Here is a 16,016-nt window from a genome sequence, read left to right as displayed (position 1 = left end):
TCAGCTGAGCTCGGCTCCTGGGTAACCCCTCGGGGTCACCATGCGTCCGTCTTTGGCATAGCTGCTGCTATTGCCAATCAGCACCAGGGTCAGCATGTCTACTTGCTCCACCGGTAATTCGCCCAGGCTGTGCAGGCTGACGGCCTCATCGGCTCGCCCCAGTTGGCGGGCCAGGGCTACCGGTGTTGAGGCCGGCCGGCCCTCCAGCAGCAGCTCCCTGGCTCGGGCCAGTTGCCAGTCGCGGCCCAGGGAGCGAGGGTTGTAGAGGGCTACTACAAAGTCCCCTGCAGCCGCTGCTTGCAGCCGCTTTTCGATCACTTCCCAAGGGGTGAGTCGGTCGCTGAGGCTGATGGTGCAGAAATCGTGCATCAAGGGAGCTCCGGCCTTGGCAGCGGCGAGTTGCAGGGCCGAGATGCCCGGATGCACGCTGAAGCTGGGCCGGCCATCGGCTGGGCTGGCCAGCCAAAGCTCCAGGGCCAGGCCGGCCATGGCGTAGATGCCGCTGTCGCCAGAGGAGACCAGGGCCACATTCAGCCCCTGGCTCGCTAGCTCCAGAGCCAGGGCGCAGCGGGCCCGCTCCTCGGTGAGTTGGCCGTTCCAGCGCAGCTGATCCGGTCGCCGCAGCGGTTCAAGCAGGTCGAGGTAGAGGCCGTAGCCCACCCACACCGTGGCTTCCGCCAGGGCGCGGCGCGCATCCGCAGTGAGCAGCTCCAGGCTGCCCGGGCCACTGCCCACCAGGTGCAGCTGGCCCCGCTCGGGAGCCCATTGACTCTCGGCCAGAGCCACCGCCAGGGTGGCTGCCCCGAGCTCGCCTGGGTTGGCATGCTCGATGAGCTTGGTTTGCAGCAATTGGGCGGCGGGGCCAGCTGCCAGCAGGGCTGCGGCCTCGGCCACGCTGGCGGTGCCCATCTCCCGGGCCACGGCCGCCGATGGGGTGGGCACCGGCACTGCCGCTAGGGAATCGGCCCCAAACCAGCGCACTGGCCAGCCTCGTTTAGCCGCTAGAGCAAGCAGGGCCGGTTCATCGGCCTTGCGGTCGATGCTCGCTAAACCAGCTACGGATTCAGGTGCCAATTGCTGGTCGGCCAGGGTCTGTTCCAGCAAGCGCTCCAGCAGGCTCAGGCTGGTGTTGCGTTCACAGCCCATACCTAGCCACAGGCTCGGCGGATGCCAGCGGCAGCCAGCGCCGGTGTGGATATCTACGACCAGATCTGCCTCTGGGTTCTCTCCAGAGCCACCAGCTCGCTCCAGTAGGCAGGTGGCGGCCTCGAGCTCTAGCCAGCGGCGGCTGCCGTGGTGAGCTTCCAGCCGCAGCGGTTGATCCAGATGGGCTGCCTTACGCATCAGGGCGCTCCAATCGCCCTGCCCCCGCTGCCAACCCCAGTCTTTGCCGAAGCTGTCGAGGCTCAGTAAGCCTGCTGCAGCCGTTGCCCCGGTGAGCACAGCCTGGCCGCCTAGGCAGGCGGCAATCTGGTGGCTCAGTCGCTCGGCCCCGGCCGCGTGCCCCCCCAGCAGGGGAATGGCGAACCGACCCTGGGGATCCACCACCACCACTGCGGGATCGCGCTCTTTATTCACGAGCAGCGGCGCAATCAGCCTGGTCACCAGGCCACAGGCACCAACGATCACAAAGCCGCTGGCCGTTGACCACTGTTCAACTAAGCAGTCCCCAGCGGCGGGCTGGTCGTCAGTCCCCACCTGGGAGTCGATCAGGCCGGCCTGAAGGAGCTGGTCCAGCACGGGGGCGCTGGCAGGGCTGAAGCCCAGGCCCCAGCGGCGGGCGCGCGGCGCGGCCTGCTCGGGGCGGTTGTTTGGTGAATTCACGTACCTAGCTTCTGACGCAGCCCGGCCATGGGACCCGGCGCCTTGGGCTTGAGCAGGGAACCATCTGGATTCAGCTGGCTGCGGGCCGATCCCCCCAGGTTGGTGGAGGCGCTGAGCCGATCAGTGGGGGCCCTAGTGGTGGGGGCCGGAGTAGGGGCGGGGATCGCTTGTGGGGGCATCACAGGTGTGGACTCTGCTTGTGGGGCATCTTGCTGCGAAGATTCGGTTAACTCAGCTTCAACAGTGGGCTCCAGCTCAAGCAGTTGTTCTGGGTCAAGTTGTCCTGGTTCCGGCAGGGGTTCCGTTTCCGGCGAAGCCTCGGGCTCAAGTGGGGATTGGGGCTCAGTTGCGGGCAACGGTTCAGCCACGGTTTGGGGCTCGCTGGCCGTCGGCGGATTGATTTCTATGGCTGCTGCTGGTTCTTCTGGGACTGGTTTAGGTTCTGGTTCTGGAGCCGCCGGGGTTGCAGGCTCCTCTCCCAGTAGCTGGGCTAACTCGCTGGCATCCAGGCGCCCCCGCTGCCAACTGGGCGTGGGCGAGGAACCATTAATTGTCACCTCGCTCACCAAGGTGTTGAAAGGGGGGTTGAGGGGAGCGCCGCGGCCATCAACCAGCTCCATCAGCACACTGTTGCTGCCGCTGTGCCAGCCCTTGAGCCACAGAGGCGAGTTCTGATCTACCAAAAAACTGTCCCCGTTGACCGTCACCCGCAGGCGCCAGCTGCCGTCGTTGTTGCGCAGGCCCTGGAGGGGAGCATCTAGTAACAGCCAGTCGAGCAGCACCGGTTCGCGACCGGCCAGATCTGCTGTGCTGACGCCGATCAACTGGGGTGTGCCCAGCTGGGGAGTGGCCAGGGGATTGGCGGCCACCCGGTTCACCCGCACCTGGTCCCAGGCGCCTGGACTTTTCACCACTTCCCCCCAGGGTTTGGCCGCATAGGCGGTAAGGCGATGGCTGCCCGGGCCCAGGGGCGGTAGTTCGGCGTCCAGGCGAGTTGGGAATTGCCCAGATAGTGAGGTGGTGAGGCGTTGGGGCGGTAGGTCATCAACTTGCACAACGAGGTGAGGCCCCAACCCGAGCACTCCCGCATCAACTAACGGCCAATCACGAACCTGCACTTGCAACTTGACCGGCCCGCCTGGCAGGTCGCTTCCATCTAGCGGGATCTGGATCGATACCTGGGGCTGGCGTTCGGCCAGGGCCGCTTGAACTTGTTGTACGGCGGCAGGTGGCGCGACTTCCTGCAAGCGGCCACTTGGCCCCTGGACTGGAAGAGGCGCTGGGGCTGGGCCGCTGCTGCGGCTAGCGGCTACTCGATTGCAGCCAGCCAACAACATCAACGCTGCCACTAGCAGGACCGCTAGCAGTCGCTGCCGCCATCGCACGGGGCGAGACGGGAGAGCCGGATGGGTTGCGCTGCCTGCGCCCACGCTGGGTTGCTCAGCTTGTAGTGGAAGCATTCTGCTGGCCGGTGCCACCCTGGGGGAAACGGATGCGGCAGACGGCTGTTTTTGATGCGCTCTAAGTAATAAAAAACTGCCCGCAAGATGGTTGAAGTTGATGATTCTTTCTGTTCTGTAAAGCCCTGTGCTGGCCTGGGAAGCGCCGGGATTGAACCTTTGTAACTGCAAGCCAAAACCTCTCGGAAACGACCCCTATACTTCGGCGAGCGGTCCCCTAATTGGGGCCCAAAGCCCCAGTTGTGGCAAGTGGTTTCGCGTTTTCGCGGACCCCCTTCCTGGCTGGTGCCCATGAACGCTTGGAGGCCTCGGTCGCCGGTCGTTCATGGGGCCCAACTGCAGGCTCTCCGGCCTGCTGCAGGGGTGGACCCACCACCTCGATCCCGTCCCTCGAGGAACGTCTCGATGACCATCAGCCCACCAGAGCGTGGGGAAAAGGCGAAGGCCATGGTCGACCGGAACCCAGTTCCGGCCACCTTCGAACTGTTCGGCAAGCCCGGCCATTTCGATCGCAGCCTTGCCAAAGGTCCCAAAACCACCACCTGGGTTTGGAACCTCCACGCCAATGCTCACGATTTCGACAGTCACACGAGTGACCTTGAAGAGGTCTCTCGCAAGATCTTTTCAGCTCACTTCGGCCATTTGGCCGTCATCTTTATCTGGCTGAGTGGCGCCTTCTTCCATGGAGCGCGCTTCTCCAACTACACCGGTTGGTTGACCGATCCCCTGCACGTCAAGCCTTCGGCGCAGGTGGTGTGGCCCATTTTCGGCCAGGAAATTCTCAATGGAGACATGGGTGCCGGCTTCCACGGCATTCAGATCACCTCCGGCCTCTTCCATGTGTGGAGGGCCTGGGGCATCACCAATGAAACCCAGCTGATGGCCCTGGCCATCGGTGCTTTGGTGATGGCCGGCTTGATGCTCAATGCCGGCGTCTTCCATTACCACAAGGCGGCTCCCAAGCTCGAGTGGTTCCAGAACGTTGAGTCGATGCTCAACCACCATCTGGCCGGCCTGCTCGGTCTGGGATCTCTCTCCTGGACAGGACACCTGCTGCATGTGTCCCTGCCCACCACCGCGCTGATGGACGCCATCGACGCCGGCCAGCCGCTGGCGCTCAATGGCAAAACCATCGCCACCTACGCCGACATTCCCCTGCCCCACGAGTTCCTGAACCAGGACGTGATCGCCCAGATATTCCCCGGTTTCGGGGCTGGCGTTTCAGCCTTCTTCACGGGCAATTGGGCCGCTTACAGCGATTTCCTCACCTTTAAAGGTGGTTTGAATCCTGTGACCGGCAGCCTCTGGATGACCGACATCGCCCATCACCACTTGGCGATCGCCGTGTTGTTCATCGTGGCTGGCCACATGTATCGCACCAACTGGGGCATTGGTCACAGCATCAAGGAGATTCTCCAGGGCCAGAAGGGCGATCCCCTGCTGTTCCCCGCTCCCAATGGTCATGACGGACTCTTCGAGTTCATGACCACCAGCTGGCACGCCCAACTGGCTGTGAACCTGGCGATGCTCGGCTCGCTGAGCATCATCGTGGCCCAGCACATGTATGCGATGCCTCCTTATCCCTACATCGGGATTGATTACCCCACCCAACTGTCGATCTTCACCCATCACATGTGGATCGGTGGTTTCTTAGTTGTGGGTGCTGGTGCGCACGCCGCTATCGCGATGATTCGCGATTATGACCCCGCCAAGCACGTCGATAACGTGCTGGACCGGGTGCTTAAAGCTCGTGATGCCCTGATCAGCCACCTCAACTGGGTGTGCATCTGGCTTGGCTTCCACAGCTTTGGCCTTTATATCCACAACGACACCATGCGTGCCTTGGGGCGTCCCCAAGACATGTTCAGCGACTCCGCCATTGCCTTGAAGCCTGTCTTCGCGCAGTGGATTCAGGGTCTTCACGCTGCCGCTGCAGGTAGCACTGCGCCCAACGCCCTCGCGGGTGTGAGCGAAGTGTTCAACGGCACCGTTGTAGCGGTGGGCGGCAAGGTGGCCGCCGGTCCGATTCCTTTGGGAACGGCCGACTTCATGGTCCACCACATTCACGCCTTCACGATCCACGTCACCGTGCTGATCCTGTTGAAGGGTGTGTTGTATGCGCGTAGCTCCCGCCTAGTCCCTGATAAGGCGAATCTGGGCTTCCGCTTCCCCTGCGACGGCCCTGGCCGTGGCGGTACCTGCCAGGTGTCGGCTTGGGACCATGTGTTCCTTGGCCTGTTCTGGATGTACAACTCCCTGTCGATCGTCATTTTCCACTTCTCCTGGAAGATGCAGAGCGACGTGTGGGGCACCGTCAACGCTGATGGCAGCGTCCAGCACATCACCAATGGCAACTTTGCCCAAAGCGCCATCACCATTAATGGTTGGCTGCGGGACTTCCTCTGGGCCCAAGCTGCACAGGTGATCAACAGCTACGGCTCGAGTTCCAGTGCCTACGGCTTGATGTTCCTAGGAGCCCACTTCATCTGGGCCTTCAGCCTGATGTTCCTGTTCAGTGGCCGCGGCTACTGGCAAGAGCTGATCGAGTCCATCGTCTGGGCTCACAACAAGCTGAGGGTTGCGCCCGCCATCCAACCGCGGGCGCTTTCCATTACCCAGGGCCGTGCTGTCGGTGTCGCTCACTATTTGCTGGGCGGTATTGCAACAACCTGGGCATTCTTCCTGGCCCGCATCGTCGCGGTCGGCTGACCTTTTCTGACCTCTCCCAATGGCAACGAAATTTCCTTCGTTCAGCCAGGGTCTGGCACAGGACCCGACAACCCGCCGGATTTGGTACGGCATTGCCACGGCTCACGATTTCGAGAGCCACGACGGCATGACCGAGGAGCGGCTTTACCAAAAGCTGTTCTCCACCCATTTCGGACACCTGGCCATCATTGGCCTCTGGGTTTCGGGCAACCTGTTCCATATCGCCTGGCAGGGCAACTTTGAGCAGTGGGTCGCCGATCCTCTGCATGTACGTCCCATCGCTCACGCGATCTGGGATCCCCACTTCGGCCAGGGAGCTATCGCCGCCTTTACCCAGGCTGGTGCTACCTCCCCTGTGAACATTGCTTATTCCGGCCTGTACCACTGGTGGTACACGATCGGGATGAAAACCAACGCTGAGCTTTATCAGGGTTCCATCTTCATGATGATCCTGTCGGCTTGGGCCCTGTTCGCAGGCTGGCTCCACCTTCAGCCCAAGTTCCGGCCTTCCCTGGCCTGGTTCAAGAACGCTGAATCCCGCCTAAACCACCACCTGGCGGTTCTGTTTGGTTTCAGCTCGATCGCTTGGACCGGTCACCTGGTTCACGTGGCTATCCCTGAGGCCCGTGGTCAGCATGTTGGGTGGGACAACTTCCTCTCAGTGCTGCCTCACCCCGCTGGTTTGGCTCCGTTCTTCACCGGCAACTGGGGTGTTTATGCCCAGAACCCAGACACCGTCTATCAACAGTTCGGAACTGCTGAGGGTTCTGGCACCGCGATCCTTACCTTCCTGGGTGGCTTCCACCCCCAAACGGAAGCCCTTTGGCTCACGGACATTGCCCACCACCACCTGGCGATCGGTTGCATCTTTGTGATCGCTGGCCACATGTACCGGACAAACTTCGGTATCGGCCACTCGATTCGCGAGATTCTTGAAGCCCACAACCCACCCAAGGGCACCCCTGGTGACCTCGGTGCTGGCCACAAGGGCCTCTACGACACGATCAACAACTCGCTCCACTTCCAGCTTGGTCTGGCTTTGGCATCTCTGGGTGTGGTCACCAGCCTGGTGGCTCAGCACATGTATGCGATGCCGTCCTACGCGTTTATCGCTAAGGACTACACAACGCAGGCTGCGCTTTATACCCACCACCAATACATCGCCATCTTCCTGATGTGCGGTGCGTTCGCCCACGGTGCGATCTTCTTCATCCGCGACTACGACCCGGAAGCCAACAAAGACAACGTGTTGGCCCGGATGCTCGAGCACAAGGAAGCCATAATCAGCCACCTGAGCTGGGTCTCCCTGTTCCTCGGCTTCCACACCCTGGGTCTCTACGTCCACAACGACGTGGTCGTGGCCTTCGGCACTCCCGAGAAGCAGATTTTGGTGGAGCCCGTCTTTGCCCAATTCGTCCAGGCCGCTTCCGGCAAGGCGATGTATGGCATGGATGTGCTGCTATCCAATTCCGCATCCGCAGCTAGCAATGCCAGTGCGGTTTATCTGCCCGGTTGGATCGACGCCATCAATGGTGGCAACGACCTCTTCCTGCAGATCGGTCCTGGTGATTTCCTTGTTCACCACGCCATTGCGCTTGGTCTGCACACCACCACTCTGATCCTGGTGAAGGGTGCTCTGGATGCCCGGGGTTCCAAGCTGATGCCTGACAAAAAGGACTTCGGCTATTCCTTCCCCTGCGACGGCCCCGGCCGTGGTGGTACCTGCGACATTAGTGCCTGGGACTCTTTCTATCTGAGCGTCTTCTGGGCCCTGAATACCGTCGGTTGGGTCACCTTCTACTGGCACTGGAAGCACCTCGCCATCTGGCAGGGCAACGTGGCTCAGTTCAACGAATCCAGCACCTATCTAATGGGTTGGTTCCGCGACTACCTGTGGCTTAACTCCTCCCAGCTGATCAACGGTTACAACCCGTTTGGCAGCAACAACTTGGCCGTCTGGTCTTGGATGTTCCTGTTCGGTCACCTGGTTTGGGCCACCGGTTTCATGTTCCTGATCTCCTGGCGCGGCTACTGGCAGGAACTCATCGAGACCATCGTCTGGGCGCATCAGCGGACCCCGCTTGCCAACCTTGTTGGCTGGCGAGATAAGCCTGTCGCTCTTTCGATCGTCCAGGCTCGTGTTGTGGGTCTTGCTCACTTCACTATTGGCTACATACTCACGTATGCCGCCTTCCTGATTGCTTCTACCTCTGGCAAGTTCGGCTAACTGCGGCCTACTTGCTCCCTCGAGGGACGAATTAACCCCGGCGCAAGCTGGGGTTTTTTATTGTCCATTGTTTGTTGGCTAACTTGCCCCTCACCGCACCCCCCGGCTCTTTCCCCCAAGGGAATAGTTCTGGTCCCGAAGGCTTGGCTTGTGGCCCAGCAGCCACTGTCTATCGGGCTGCCCCCAAACAAGATCAGCCCAATCAAAGGCCCAATTAGGAGCCCAATAAAGGTTCAATCAAAACGCCCAATAAAAACGCCCAGTAAAACCAGCCAATAAAAAAGCCCCGCCTTGGCGGAGCTTTCAGGGGATTGGAAAACCGCTTGGGATTCAGTTGACGCTCCAGACGCCGCCAGCGATATTGACCAGCGGGGCAACGATCGCAGTGCCGGCTAGGAACCAGGCAAAGGCAGCGCCACCGCAGCCACCCAGCCAGAAACCACTGGCGAATTCTGCCCAGCCAGCCTTGGTGAACAGGTCTGCGGGCGGGTTGTCGATGGTGGCGTCAGCCGGCTGGATGTTGGGTCCGTTGCCAGCGGTGCCGTAGATCGAGAGACATACGGTCAAGATCGACACCAGTCCAATGGCGGCGAGTAAACCAGCGGTGCTGGCGTATTCGGTGAGCCGCAGGGGACCACAGACGGCGAAGGGTCCGTAGAGAAAGAAACCATGGGCCATGCCCACTTCCAAACCACGACGGTTCGGAGATAGGGAGGGGCGGTAGGCGGGCAGGGCATTGATGAAGGCCCGGCTGAAATAGCTGCTGTTGACGGGGGTTGCCAGATTGCCGACGCAGGGGTCGGCCACGGGGGTCACGGTCATGGTGGCGGGGGTAGGCGATGAGGCTGAGCGACGGCTTGGGTCGGGCTCAGTCGCGGGCTTCGATTACGTTGAAAAGCAAGGCCATGGCCACGGCTGGGCCGAGGATTCCAACAAGTGGGACTAACACCGAGGGCAACCAAGCGGCAGCAAATTCTCCAGTCATGGCGCGGGCCAATAGCAACCGTTAATACTCTACGAAGACCACCCGTGGCAGCTTGCGGGGCCGGCTAGGGCGACATAAAAATTCAATCCCTTTGCCCCGCCTCTCAGCTGTCGGATCCGCGCACCATGCCGCGCACCCGGTAGATCGGTCGTCCCTGACTTTCGTGGTACGTGCGCATCTGCAGTTCGGCCAGCAGGCCAAAGCAGAAGAGCTGCACCCCCGTCAGAAAACTCAGTAGGGCCATCAGCAGCAGGGGGCGATCGCCGATGTCTGCGCCAAGCAGTAGTTTCTCGCCTACAAGCCAGATGCCGATCAGCAGCCCTGCGCCCATGGCGGCCAGGCCGCCGAAGCCGAAGACGTGCATCGGTCTGGTCAGAAAGCGTTTCATGAACCAGACCGTCAGCAGGTCCATCAATACCCGGAAGGTGCGGTCGAGTCCGTATTTGCTTTCCCCATAACGCCGGGGATGGTGGTTTACTTTCACCTCGCTGATCCGGGCACCTTCGATGAAGGCCAGGGCAGGCAGGAAGCGGTGGAGTTCGCCGTAGAGGTTGAGGTCACTCACCACCTCGCGCCGATAAGCCTTGAGGGAGCAGCCGTAGTCGTGGAGTCGCACCCCAGTTACCCGGGCAATCAGGCTGTTGGCGATGCGGCTGGGCAGCAGCCGTTGCATGGCCGCATCCTGGCGCTGGTGGCGCCAGCCGCTTACCAAGTCGAAGCCTTGGTCGAGCTCAGCTAGCAGTAGGGGGATATCGGCGGGGTCGTTCTGCAGATCGCCATCGAGGGTCACGATCACCGCCCCGCCGCTGGCGTCAAAGCCGGCCGCCATTGCCGCCGTCTGGCCGTAGTTGCGGCGCAGCAGCACGGCCACCAGCTCCGGAACCGTGGCGGCCAGCTGGCTGAGCACCTTCGCTGTGTCGTCTCTGGATCCGTCGTCTACCAGCACCAACTCAAAGCCCAGCTGCAGCGGTCGCAGTGCCGCCAGCAACTGCTCCACCAACTGGGGCAGGCTCTCCTCCTCGTTGTAGAGGGGCACCACTACGGAAAGCTCGGCCTGGCCTTCCCTCGTTTGCTGCATGTTTTTGTCAGCCTTTGGCGTCGACCCTAGGTGGGTAGGGGACTGCCGTTATGGCTGTGCATTACCCGCCCCGCTCCCCGCAGTTCCAGTCGGTAGTGGCGCGCCACCGGGTCGGGGTTTTGGGGCGCCAGGTCGTCGATGCCGATGCCGTTGCGGCCGTGGGCGACGCCGGAGCTGTGTAAATAGCGGCCGCCACCTAGGTGCAGCCCCACGTGGCTGCAGCGCTGGGGTGTGCCAAAAAAGATCAGGTCGCCAGGCTCCAGTAACTGCACCTGGCCCGGCTGCACCGCCACAGGCTGACAGAACCGCTCCTGCAGGTAGGCATCGCGCGGAATCCAGATGCCAGCGCTGGCATAGGCCCGCTGCATCAGACCGGAGCAGTCGTAGTTGGGGCCCAGGCTGCCGCCCCACAGGTAGGTGTTGGCTACGCGCTGGGCGGCCTGCGCGAAGCTCAGCACCTGCTCCATCCGCTGGACAATGCTGCAGCGTTGCAGGAGTTGCGGCTGGGGCGGCGAGCACGCCACTGCTCGCCCTAGCAGGGAATCGGGTTCAAGGAAGCCAGGGTAGCCATCGTCGAGCAGTCGTACCCGCAGGCGCATTCCTGGCCCCGTAGCTGCTGGACTGGTCAGGATTTGCAGGTGGCGGCCAGTCCACGCCTGGCTGGCTAGCCCCTCACCGCGGGCCTGGCTGTAGAGGTCGACGCTGCCAGTGAGCTGCCAGTTCGTGCCTGCGATGAGCCATTCCGGCGCGGCTGGGGCGCCGGCAGCCAGCTGGGCAGGGTTGATGGTGTCTACTGTCAGCACAGCTAATCTCGCCACAACGTTGGCCGGCGGTGATGGCTTTTTACAGCCCCGATCCAGCCATGGCTCAGATCCTGGCCGATCTGGTGCGGGCTCTAGAGCTGGAGGGGCGGCCTGGATTAGCCCAGCACCTCTCCATTACCTGGCTTCGCTACGACCAGCCCTTGCTTGGCCGAGCTGCCGATCTGGATCCCGATCTGTTCTGGGCCCAGCCGGTGCAGGGGGCGAGCTGGGCTGGGGATCGTCCTCGCTACCCAGCAAGCGTGGTGAAGCTGGTTTACCTAGTGGCGGCGGAGGCCTGGCGCCAGGCTGACTTGCTTGCGGATACGCCCGAGCTGCGGCGCGCCCTTTCAGACATGATTCGCGACTCAAGCAACGACGCCACCTCCCTAGTGGTGGATTTGCTTAGTGGCACCACCAGCGGCCCTTCTCTGCCCCCCGAGCCCATGGCCCACTGGGTGGAGCAGCGTCAGCTTGTCAATGGCTGGCTGAGCGAGCTTGGCTGGCCGGAGCTGCAGGGCTGTAATGCTTGCCAGAAAACCTGGGGTGATGGTCCCTACGGGCGGGAGCGGGTCTTTTACGGCACCGAGCTGGAAAACCGCAATCGCCTCAGTACCGACGCTGTAGCCCGTCTGTTGCAGGCCGTGCTGGCGTCGGCTCTGGTGTCGCCACCGGCTTGTGCCCGGATGGCAGCTCTGCTGGCGCGCAGCTTGGATCCGGCCTTGAGGCTTGCGGATCCAGAAAACCAGGTGGATGGCTTCATAGGTGAGGGTTTGCCCCTTGGCTCTCGCCTCTGGAGCAAGGCGGGCTGGATGAGCCAGGCCCGGCACGATGCGGCCTACGTGGAGCCGTCAGCTGAGGGTTCTATGCCAAAAGCTGCGCCTTTCTTGCTGGTGATTTTTTCTGAGGGCCAGGCCTGCGCCCAGGATCACAAGCTCCTACCCGAGATAGCTACCCGGCTGGCCGCAGCCAGCCGTAAATAAGCATTCGGGCTTGACAACGGAGAGGGAGGCCCTCGTTGTGACTCTCAGAGCGAAGTGGTGACACGGGAAGAGACAACGCTTCCCATTGGTGGAGGCGGATTCCAATGCTATTTCCAACACCAATTCCAATACTATTTTCAACACCACATAGAACGTGCAAATTCAGGGCGCTGGCCGCAGGTCAACACCAGCGCTGAGCCCTTGTAGTCGTCATGGCGCCCTCTCCTCATCTGCCTGGGCAGCTTTTGCTTCAACTGGTCTGTGGATTGCTCCCAGGACTGACCAGCGCAGTAGCGCATCTCTACCGTGTTATCGCCAGGGCATGGGTGCTTTCTGCTATTGGCGACTATCTTGGAGGCAAGGGACTCAATGAGCTCCTGGACACTGCAATTCCACGTCTTGGCATTACTGATGTAAATAAGTTCGCTTTGTCCAGCCACAATCTTTGCCAAGGATTAGATTGCTGCCTTTCCACTCAAATACTTTATTCAACCTTAGGTTGAATGGGCGTTCGGTCGGGTCAAGGGTCCTATAGTCACCTGTCTTTATTTCTCTGTTATTTACGGGCGCAAATGGACGCCGCAACTTTAGAAGAATTTTCCCGAATGCGGATACGCATGGAATGTCATTGGTGATTAATGCATATTTAAAGTTTGGAAGAATTGACAAAATATCTTGAACTTCCTTCGTGCTTAAATGCATTAGTACGTCTTTGCAGACTAACAGTTCGGCGGAGGGAAGTTCATTGTAATCCTCTGGAAGATTGGCAAAGGAAACTCCTGGCCGCGAAAATGACCGCTGATTATTTGTGATTACATTTTTGGATGCATCGATGCCAATATATGTTGCGCTGCCAAAGTCGAGAAATTGAGAAAACTGCCAGTCGCCGCAACCAAGGTCAACGACTGATTTAATATTATGTTGACGAATAAACTCTTCTAGGAATATCTTGTAGGGTTGAGTTGCTTCGGGGGAGCTTCCGCCCCCTGACCCCTTGCCCCAGTATGAATTCTCATAAATCTTATCAAAAACATCTGGATCGCCAAATTCAAAACTCATAAAAGTCGGTAAATTCTGAATTTCTAATTTAGCACTTATGAAGATTTTATAGTTGCAAATTATAACATTTACAGGGTTCTATCGCAAAAGTTTATGTTGTCGTCGTTGTCTGCTTTCCTGAGACCGTTCCTCCTAGTATCCAGCGCCCCCCGTCGCCAGCTTCGCGTCGTAGTGGAAGAAGTGCTTTGGGACGAGTTTGATTGAAGTGTCGCAGTTGTTGCAGACGGTTGTTTTGGCAACTTCATAGATACGCAACCATTGCGCCGCTACCCCTGCCGCTGTTCCTTCTTCCAGATCCGTTCCAGTGATTTGCGGAACTCTCCACCGCTTTGTGGACGTGCCAGGTCGCGCCTCCAAAAGACGCTGCTAATCCACCACACCTGAAGACCGCCAAAGATCAGGGCGACCAGGCCCAGTTGGATGTATCCCCAGTTCAGGCGCTCCATTGAGCCCGTTGCTGATTCTTCGCCCAGATGCGTTCAAGGGTCTTTCGGAACTCCTCTGTACTCTTGCTAGTGGCCTCAGGGCATTTTCTAAACTGAGCCGCCAGGCCCCAGAACTTGATTCCTGCTGCGACGGCAAAGACCAACCAGAGCACCAGCATCGATAGGGGCTGAGATATCACTTCCTGGCGCTTTGGCTCGAGGTTTCCTGGTGCCCGTGCTTCTGGTCGCAGTGGGCGCTGGCAGTTGTGCCCATCAGCAGCGTCGCAGCGGTCAGGGCGAGTAGCAGCAGGCGCTTCATCTGGTCTTGTTGGGGCTTGTGAGCAGGGTACGGGTGCTTTCGGCTGTTGGCGACTGCCTTGGTGCTATGGGACGCCTTGGACTCACGGCTCCAGCGCGAATGGTGCAGGTGTATCCGCTTTTCTGCTGTAGCTGCTGCTCTCCCTGGGCCACCTGCTGCCCCCTCTGGGGAATAGGAGTTCCTTGAGTGGAATGTCCTCAAGCCATCCCACTCCTCAAGCGGAGGTCAAGAGTGGGTGGTGTACCGAGGATGGGTGAGGTGCCTTGAGCGTGTCCGCATGAACACCTGAGGCAATCACTCCATGGCCTGAGCGTAAGTACCTAATAGCGTTAGTTAGTCGTGATGAGCGACGGGAAGCGTATCCCTGGCGGAGTCGAACACGCCAGGGATTTTTTTGTGAACAAACCTTGCTGCTGCTCGCACCCAATACCAGTGCCTAACTCAAATAACTACCTATGGCGGCGTTCGACCCGTCCATAGGTCGAGGAAGTGGGCGGAGATTTCGTCCCCGTCGCTCACGCCCCACTTTTCTCTTAAACAGCGTCAGGTATGGGTCTCCCTGGGTGAGGTGGCGTGGAACCATCGCTCATACCCGCTGCTATCCAGTGCTGGGCTGCCTTTCGGCAATTCGGGCATCCAACACCACAAGACTGGGCACCTAACACCACTTCCAACACCCATGGGCGGGTACTGGGTCGCACTAGTGGAAAATCGCTGACTCACCAATGTCAGTCGCAAGCAGGACTCGCGGCGGTGGTGACTCGCCGTGAATTCTGCTTAAAACGGAGAGGGAGGGATTCGAACCCTCGACAAGAGTTGCCTCCTGTAACTCCTTAGCAGGGAGCCGCTTTCAACCACTCAGCCACCTCTCCAGGGGCTCGACGACTTTATCAGTGAGCCCTATCGCCTGGGGCTTCCCAGGCGGCTTGGGCGGCGGTGAGTCGTGGCAGGCGGTGCTTAAAGCCGCAGAGGATTTCCCAGGGGATGGTCTGGCAGCGATCGCTCCAGTCGGTAGGGGTGATTTGTTCGCTTCCCTCCTGGCCCAGCAGAGTCACCACCGACCCCACCTCCAGTCCCGGGCAGTCGGTTGCATCGAGCACCAGTTGGTCCATGGTGATGGCGCCCACTTGGGGCAGACGTTGGCCTGCAAACAGCACTTCCAGCTGGTTGGAGAGCTGGCGAGGCACGCCATCGGCGTAGCCAATGCCAACAACGGCCAGACGGCTGGGGCGGCTGGTGCGGAAGCGATGGCCGTAGCTCACCCCCACCCCGCTGCCCGCCTCCCGAATCAGGCTGACGCGGGCGTGCAGGGTCATCGCTCCCTGCAGGGGAGTGACAGAAGCCAGGTGGGCCGCCGGACTGTGACCATATAGCGCCAGGCCCACGCGCACTAGGTCGTAGTGCAGCGCGGGGCTGCGCAGGGTGCCGGCCGAGTTGGCCAGGTGGCGGATGCCAGCCGGCAGGCGCTGGTGCTCCAGGGCCTGCAGCACCGTCTCGAAAAGCCGCTGCTGTTGATCGGTGAGCCCGTCATCGGCGTCCGCTGATGCATCGGCACTGGCGAGATGGGAATAGAGACCGGCCAACTGCACGGCTTCCAGTTCCGTGATCGCGGCCACGAGTCTGGGCCCCTCCTGCCAATCGGCCCCGAGCCGAGCCATGCCAGTGTCGAGCTTGAGCTGCAGGGCCATCGGGCGGCCTTGGCCGCTGGCGAGGTTTTGGCAGAGCAGGGCTTCGCGCATGCCGCTGATAGTCGGCATGAGCTGCCAGTGCAGACAGCTGCGCAGCTCCTCTACCTGGGTGAGGTTGCCGAGCACCAGGATTGGTGCTTCGATGCCGGCCCTGCGTAGCTCGATGCCTTCGCTCAGGGTGGCGACACCGCACTGACTAGCTCCACCAGCGAGGGCGGCCCGGGCCACGGAGATCGATCCATGGCCATAGCCGTCGGCCTTGACCACAGCCATCAGCTCGGTGCCATTGCCTATGCAGCGTTTCAAGCTGCGGGCGTTGGCACTTATGGCGCCGGTATTCACCTCTACCCAGGCCCGTTGCCGAGCCAGGCTGGCCTCATGGGCCTGGGCACTCCAGCTGGTCTCGGTCGCCTGGGTCACGGATTACAGCGAAGATTGCCACTAGCATGCCGCCGATCA

13 protein-coding genes and 1 tRNA gene are annotated in these 16,016 nt (G+C 60.7%); 3 read left to right on the top strand and 11 right to left on the bottom strand.

What is annotated here, in order from left to right; genetic code table 11:
- Together cobJ and C7K55_RS09140 are read right to left on the bottom strand one after the other, a co-directional pair.
- A complete protein-coding gene (gene cobJ, locus C7K55_RS09145; RefSeq protein ID WP_241518283.1) occupies window positions 1-1,824 on the bottom strand; it encodes a precorrin-3B C(17)-methyltransferase in 1,824 nt (607 codons plus the stop codon).
- Window positions 1,821-3,254, bottom strand: a complete 1,434-nt coding sequence (locus C7K55_RS09140; RefSeq protein ID WP_241518282.1) for a hypothetical protein — start codon at window positions 3,252-3,254, stop codon at window positions 1,821-1,823. Before C7K55_RS09140 ends, cobJ begins: the two co-directional genes overlap by 4 nt.
- Before the next feature lie 435 nt (window positions 3,255-3,689).
- On the opposite strand from C7K55_RS09140, the gene psaA reads away from it, so the two are divergent.
- Both psaA and psaB read left to right on the top strand, forming a co-directional pair.
- Complete coding sequence (gene psaA, locus C7K55_RS09135; RefSeq protein WP_106632413.1) at window positions 3,690-5,993, top strand: photosystem I core protein PsaA; 2,304 nt, start codon at window positions 3,690-3,692, stop codon at window positions 5,991-5,993.
- Between the two features lie 19 nt (window positions 5,994-6,012).
- Window positions 6,013-8,220 carry a photosystem I core protein PsaB gene (gene psaB, locus C7K55_RS09130; RefSeq protein ID WP_106632412.1) on the top strand — a complete coding sequence of 736 codons (2,208 nt, stop codon included), beginning with the start codon at window positions 6,013-6,015 and terminating at the stop codon, window positions 8,218-8,220.
- A gap of 330 nt (window positions 8,221-8,550) precedes the next feature.
- Here the strand turns inward: psaB and C7K55_RS09125 are convergent, their stop codons facing one another.
- The 4 genes from C7K55_RS09125 to C7K55_RS09110 form a co-directional block, all read right to left on the bottom strand.
- A complete protein-coding gene (locus C7K55_RS09125) occupies window positions 8,551-9,042 on the bottom strand; it encodes a photosystem I reaction center subunit XI (protein ID WP_106632411.1) in 492 nt (163 codons plus the stop codon).
- A 46-nt stretch (window positions 9,043-9,088) separates the two neighbouring features.
- Window positions 9,089-9,205, bottom strand: a complete 117-nt coding sequence (locus tag C7K55_RS09120) for a photosystem I reaction center subunit VIII (protein WP_106632445.1) — start codon at window positions 9,203-9,205, stop codon at window positions 9,089-9,091.
- 103 nt (window positions 9,206-9,308) lie between these two features.
- Window positions 9,309-10,283 carry a glycosyltransferase family 2 protein gene (locus tag C7K55_RS09115; protein ID WP_106632410.1) on the bottom strand — a complete coding sequence of 325 codons (975 nt, stop codon included), beginning with the start codon at window positions 10,281-10,283 and terminating at the stop codon, window positions 9,309-9,311.
- Window positions 10,284-10,309: 26 nt separating this feature from the next.
- The gene (locus C7K55_RS09110) at window positions 10,310-11,101 is read right to left on the bottom strand and encodes a C40 family peptidase (protein WP_241518281.1); all 792 of its coding nucleotides are present in this window, start codon (window positions 11,099-11,101) and stop codon (window positions 10,310-10,312) included.
- A 17-nt stretch (window positions 11,102-11,118) separates the two neighbouring features.
- On the opposite strand from C7K55_RS09110, the gene C7K55_RS09105 reads away from it, so the two are divergent.
- Window positions 11,119-12,066, top strand: coding sequence for a serine hydrolase (locus tag C7K55_RS09105; protein WP_106632409.1), 948 nt, complete (start codon window positions 11,119-11,121; stop codon window positions 12,064-12,066).
- A 405-nt stretch (window positions 12,067-12,471) separates the two neighbouring features.
- Here the strand turns inward: C7K55_RS09105 and C7K55_RS13300 are convergent, their stop codons facing one another.
- The 5 genes from C7K55_RS13300 to alr form a co-directional block, all read right to left on the bottom strand.
- Window positions 12,472-13,125 (bottom strand): methyltransferase domain-containing protein, encoded by a 654-nt coding sequence (locus C7K55_RS13300; RefSeq protein ID WP_127432013.1) that lies wholly within the window; start codon window positions 13,123-13,125, stop codon window positions 12,472-12,474.
- Window positions 13,126-13,391: 266 nt separating this feature from the next.
- Window positions 13,392-13,571: a hypothetical protein gene (locus C7K55_RS09095; protein ID WP_106632407.1), complete on the bottom strand. Its 180-nt coding sequence runs from the start codon at window positions 13,569-13,571 to the stop codon at window positions 13,392-13,394.
- A 175-nt stretch (window positions 13,572-13,746) separates the two neighbouring features.
- On the bottom strand, window positions 13,747-13,869 hold the full coding sequence (locus C7K55_RS14155; RefSeq protein ID WP_254969703.1) for a hypothetical protein: 123 nt from the start codon (window positions 13,867-13,869) through the stop codon (window positions 13,747-13,749).
- A gap of 783 nt (window positions 13,870-14,652) precedes the next feature.
- Window positions 14,653-14,741, bottom strand: a tRNA-Ser gene (locus C7K55_RS09085).
- 18 nt (window positions 14,742-14,759) lie between these two features.
- Entirely contained in the window at window positions 14,760-15,977 is a 1,218-nt protein-coding gene (gene alr / locus C7K55_RS09080) for an alanine racemase (protein ID WP_106632406.1), read from the bottom strand.
- Window positions 15,978-16,016: the final 39 nt, after the last annotated feature.

This window comes from Cyanobium usitatum str. Tous (assembly GCF_003011885.1).
Taxonomy (GTDB): domain Bacteria; phylum Cyanobacteriota; class Cyanobacteriia; order PCC-6307; family Cyanobiaceae; genus Cyanobium_A; species Cyanobium_A usitatum.
The sequence above is the reverse complement of the archived record's forward strand: the minus strand, read 5'-3'. Positions and strand labels throughout refer to the sequence as shown.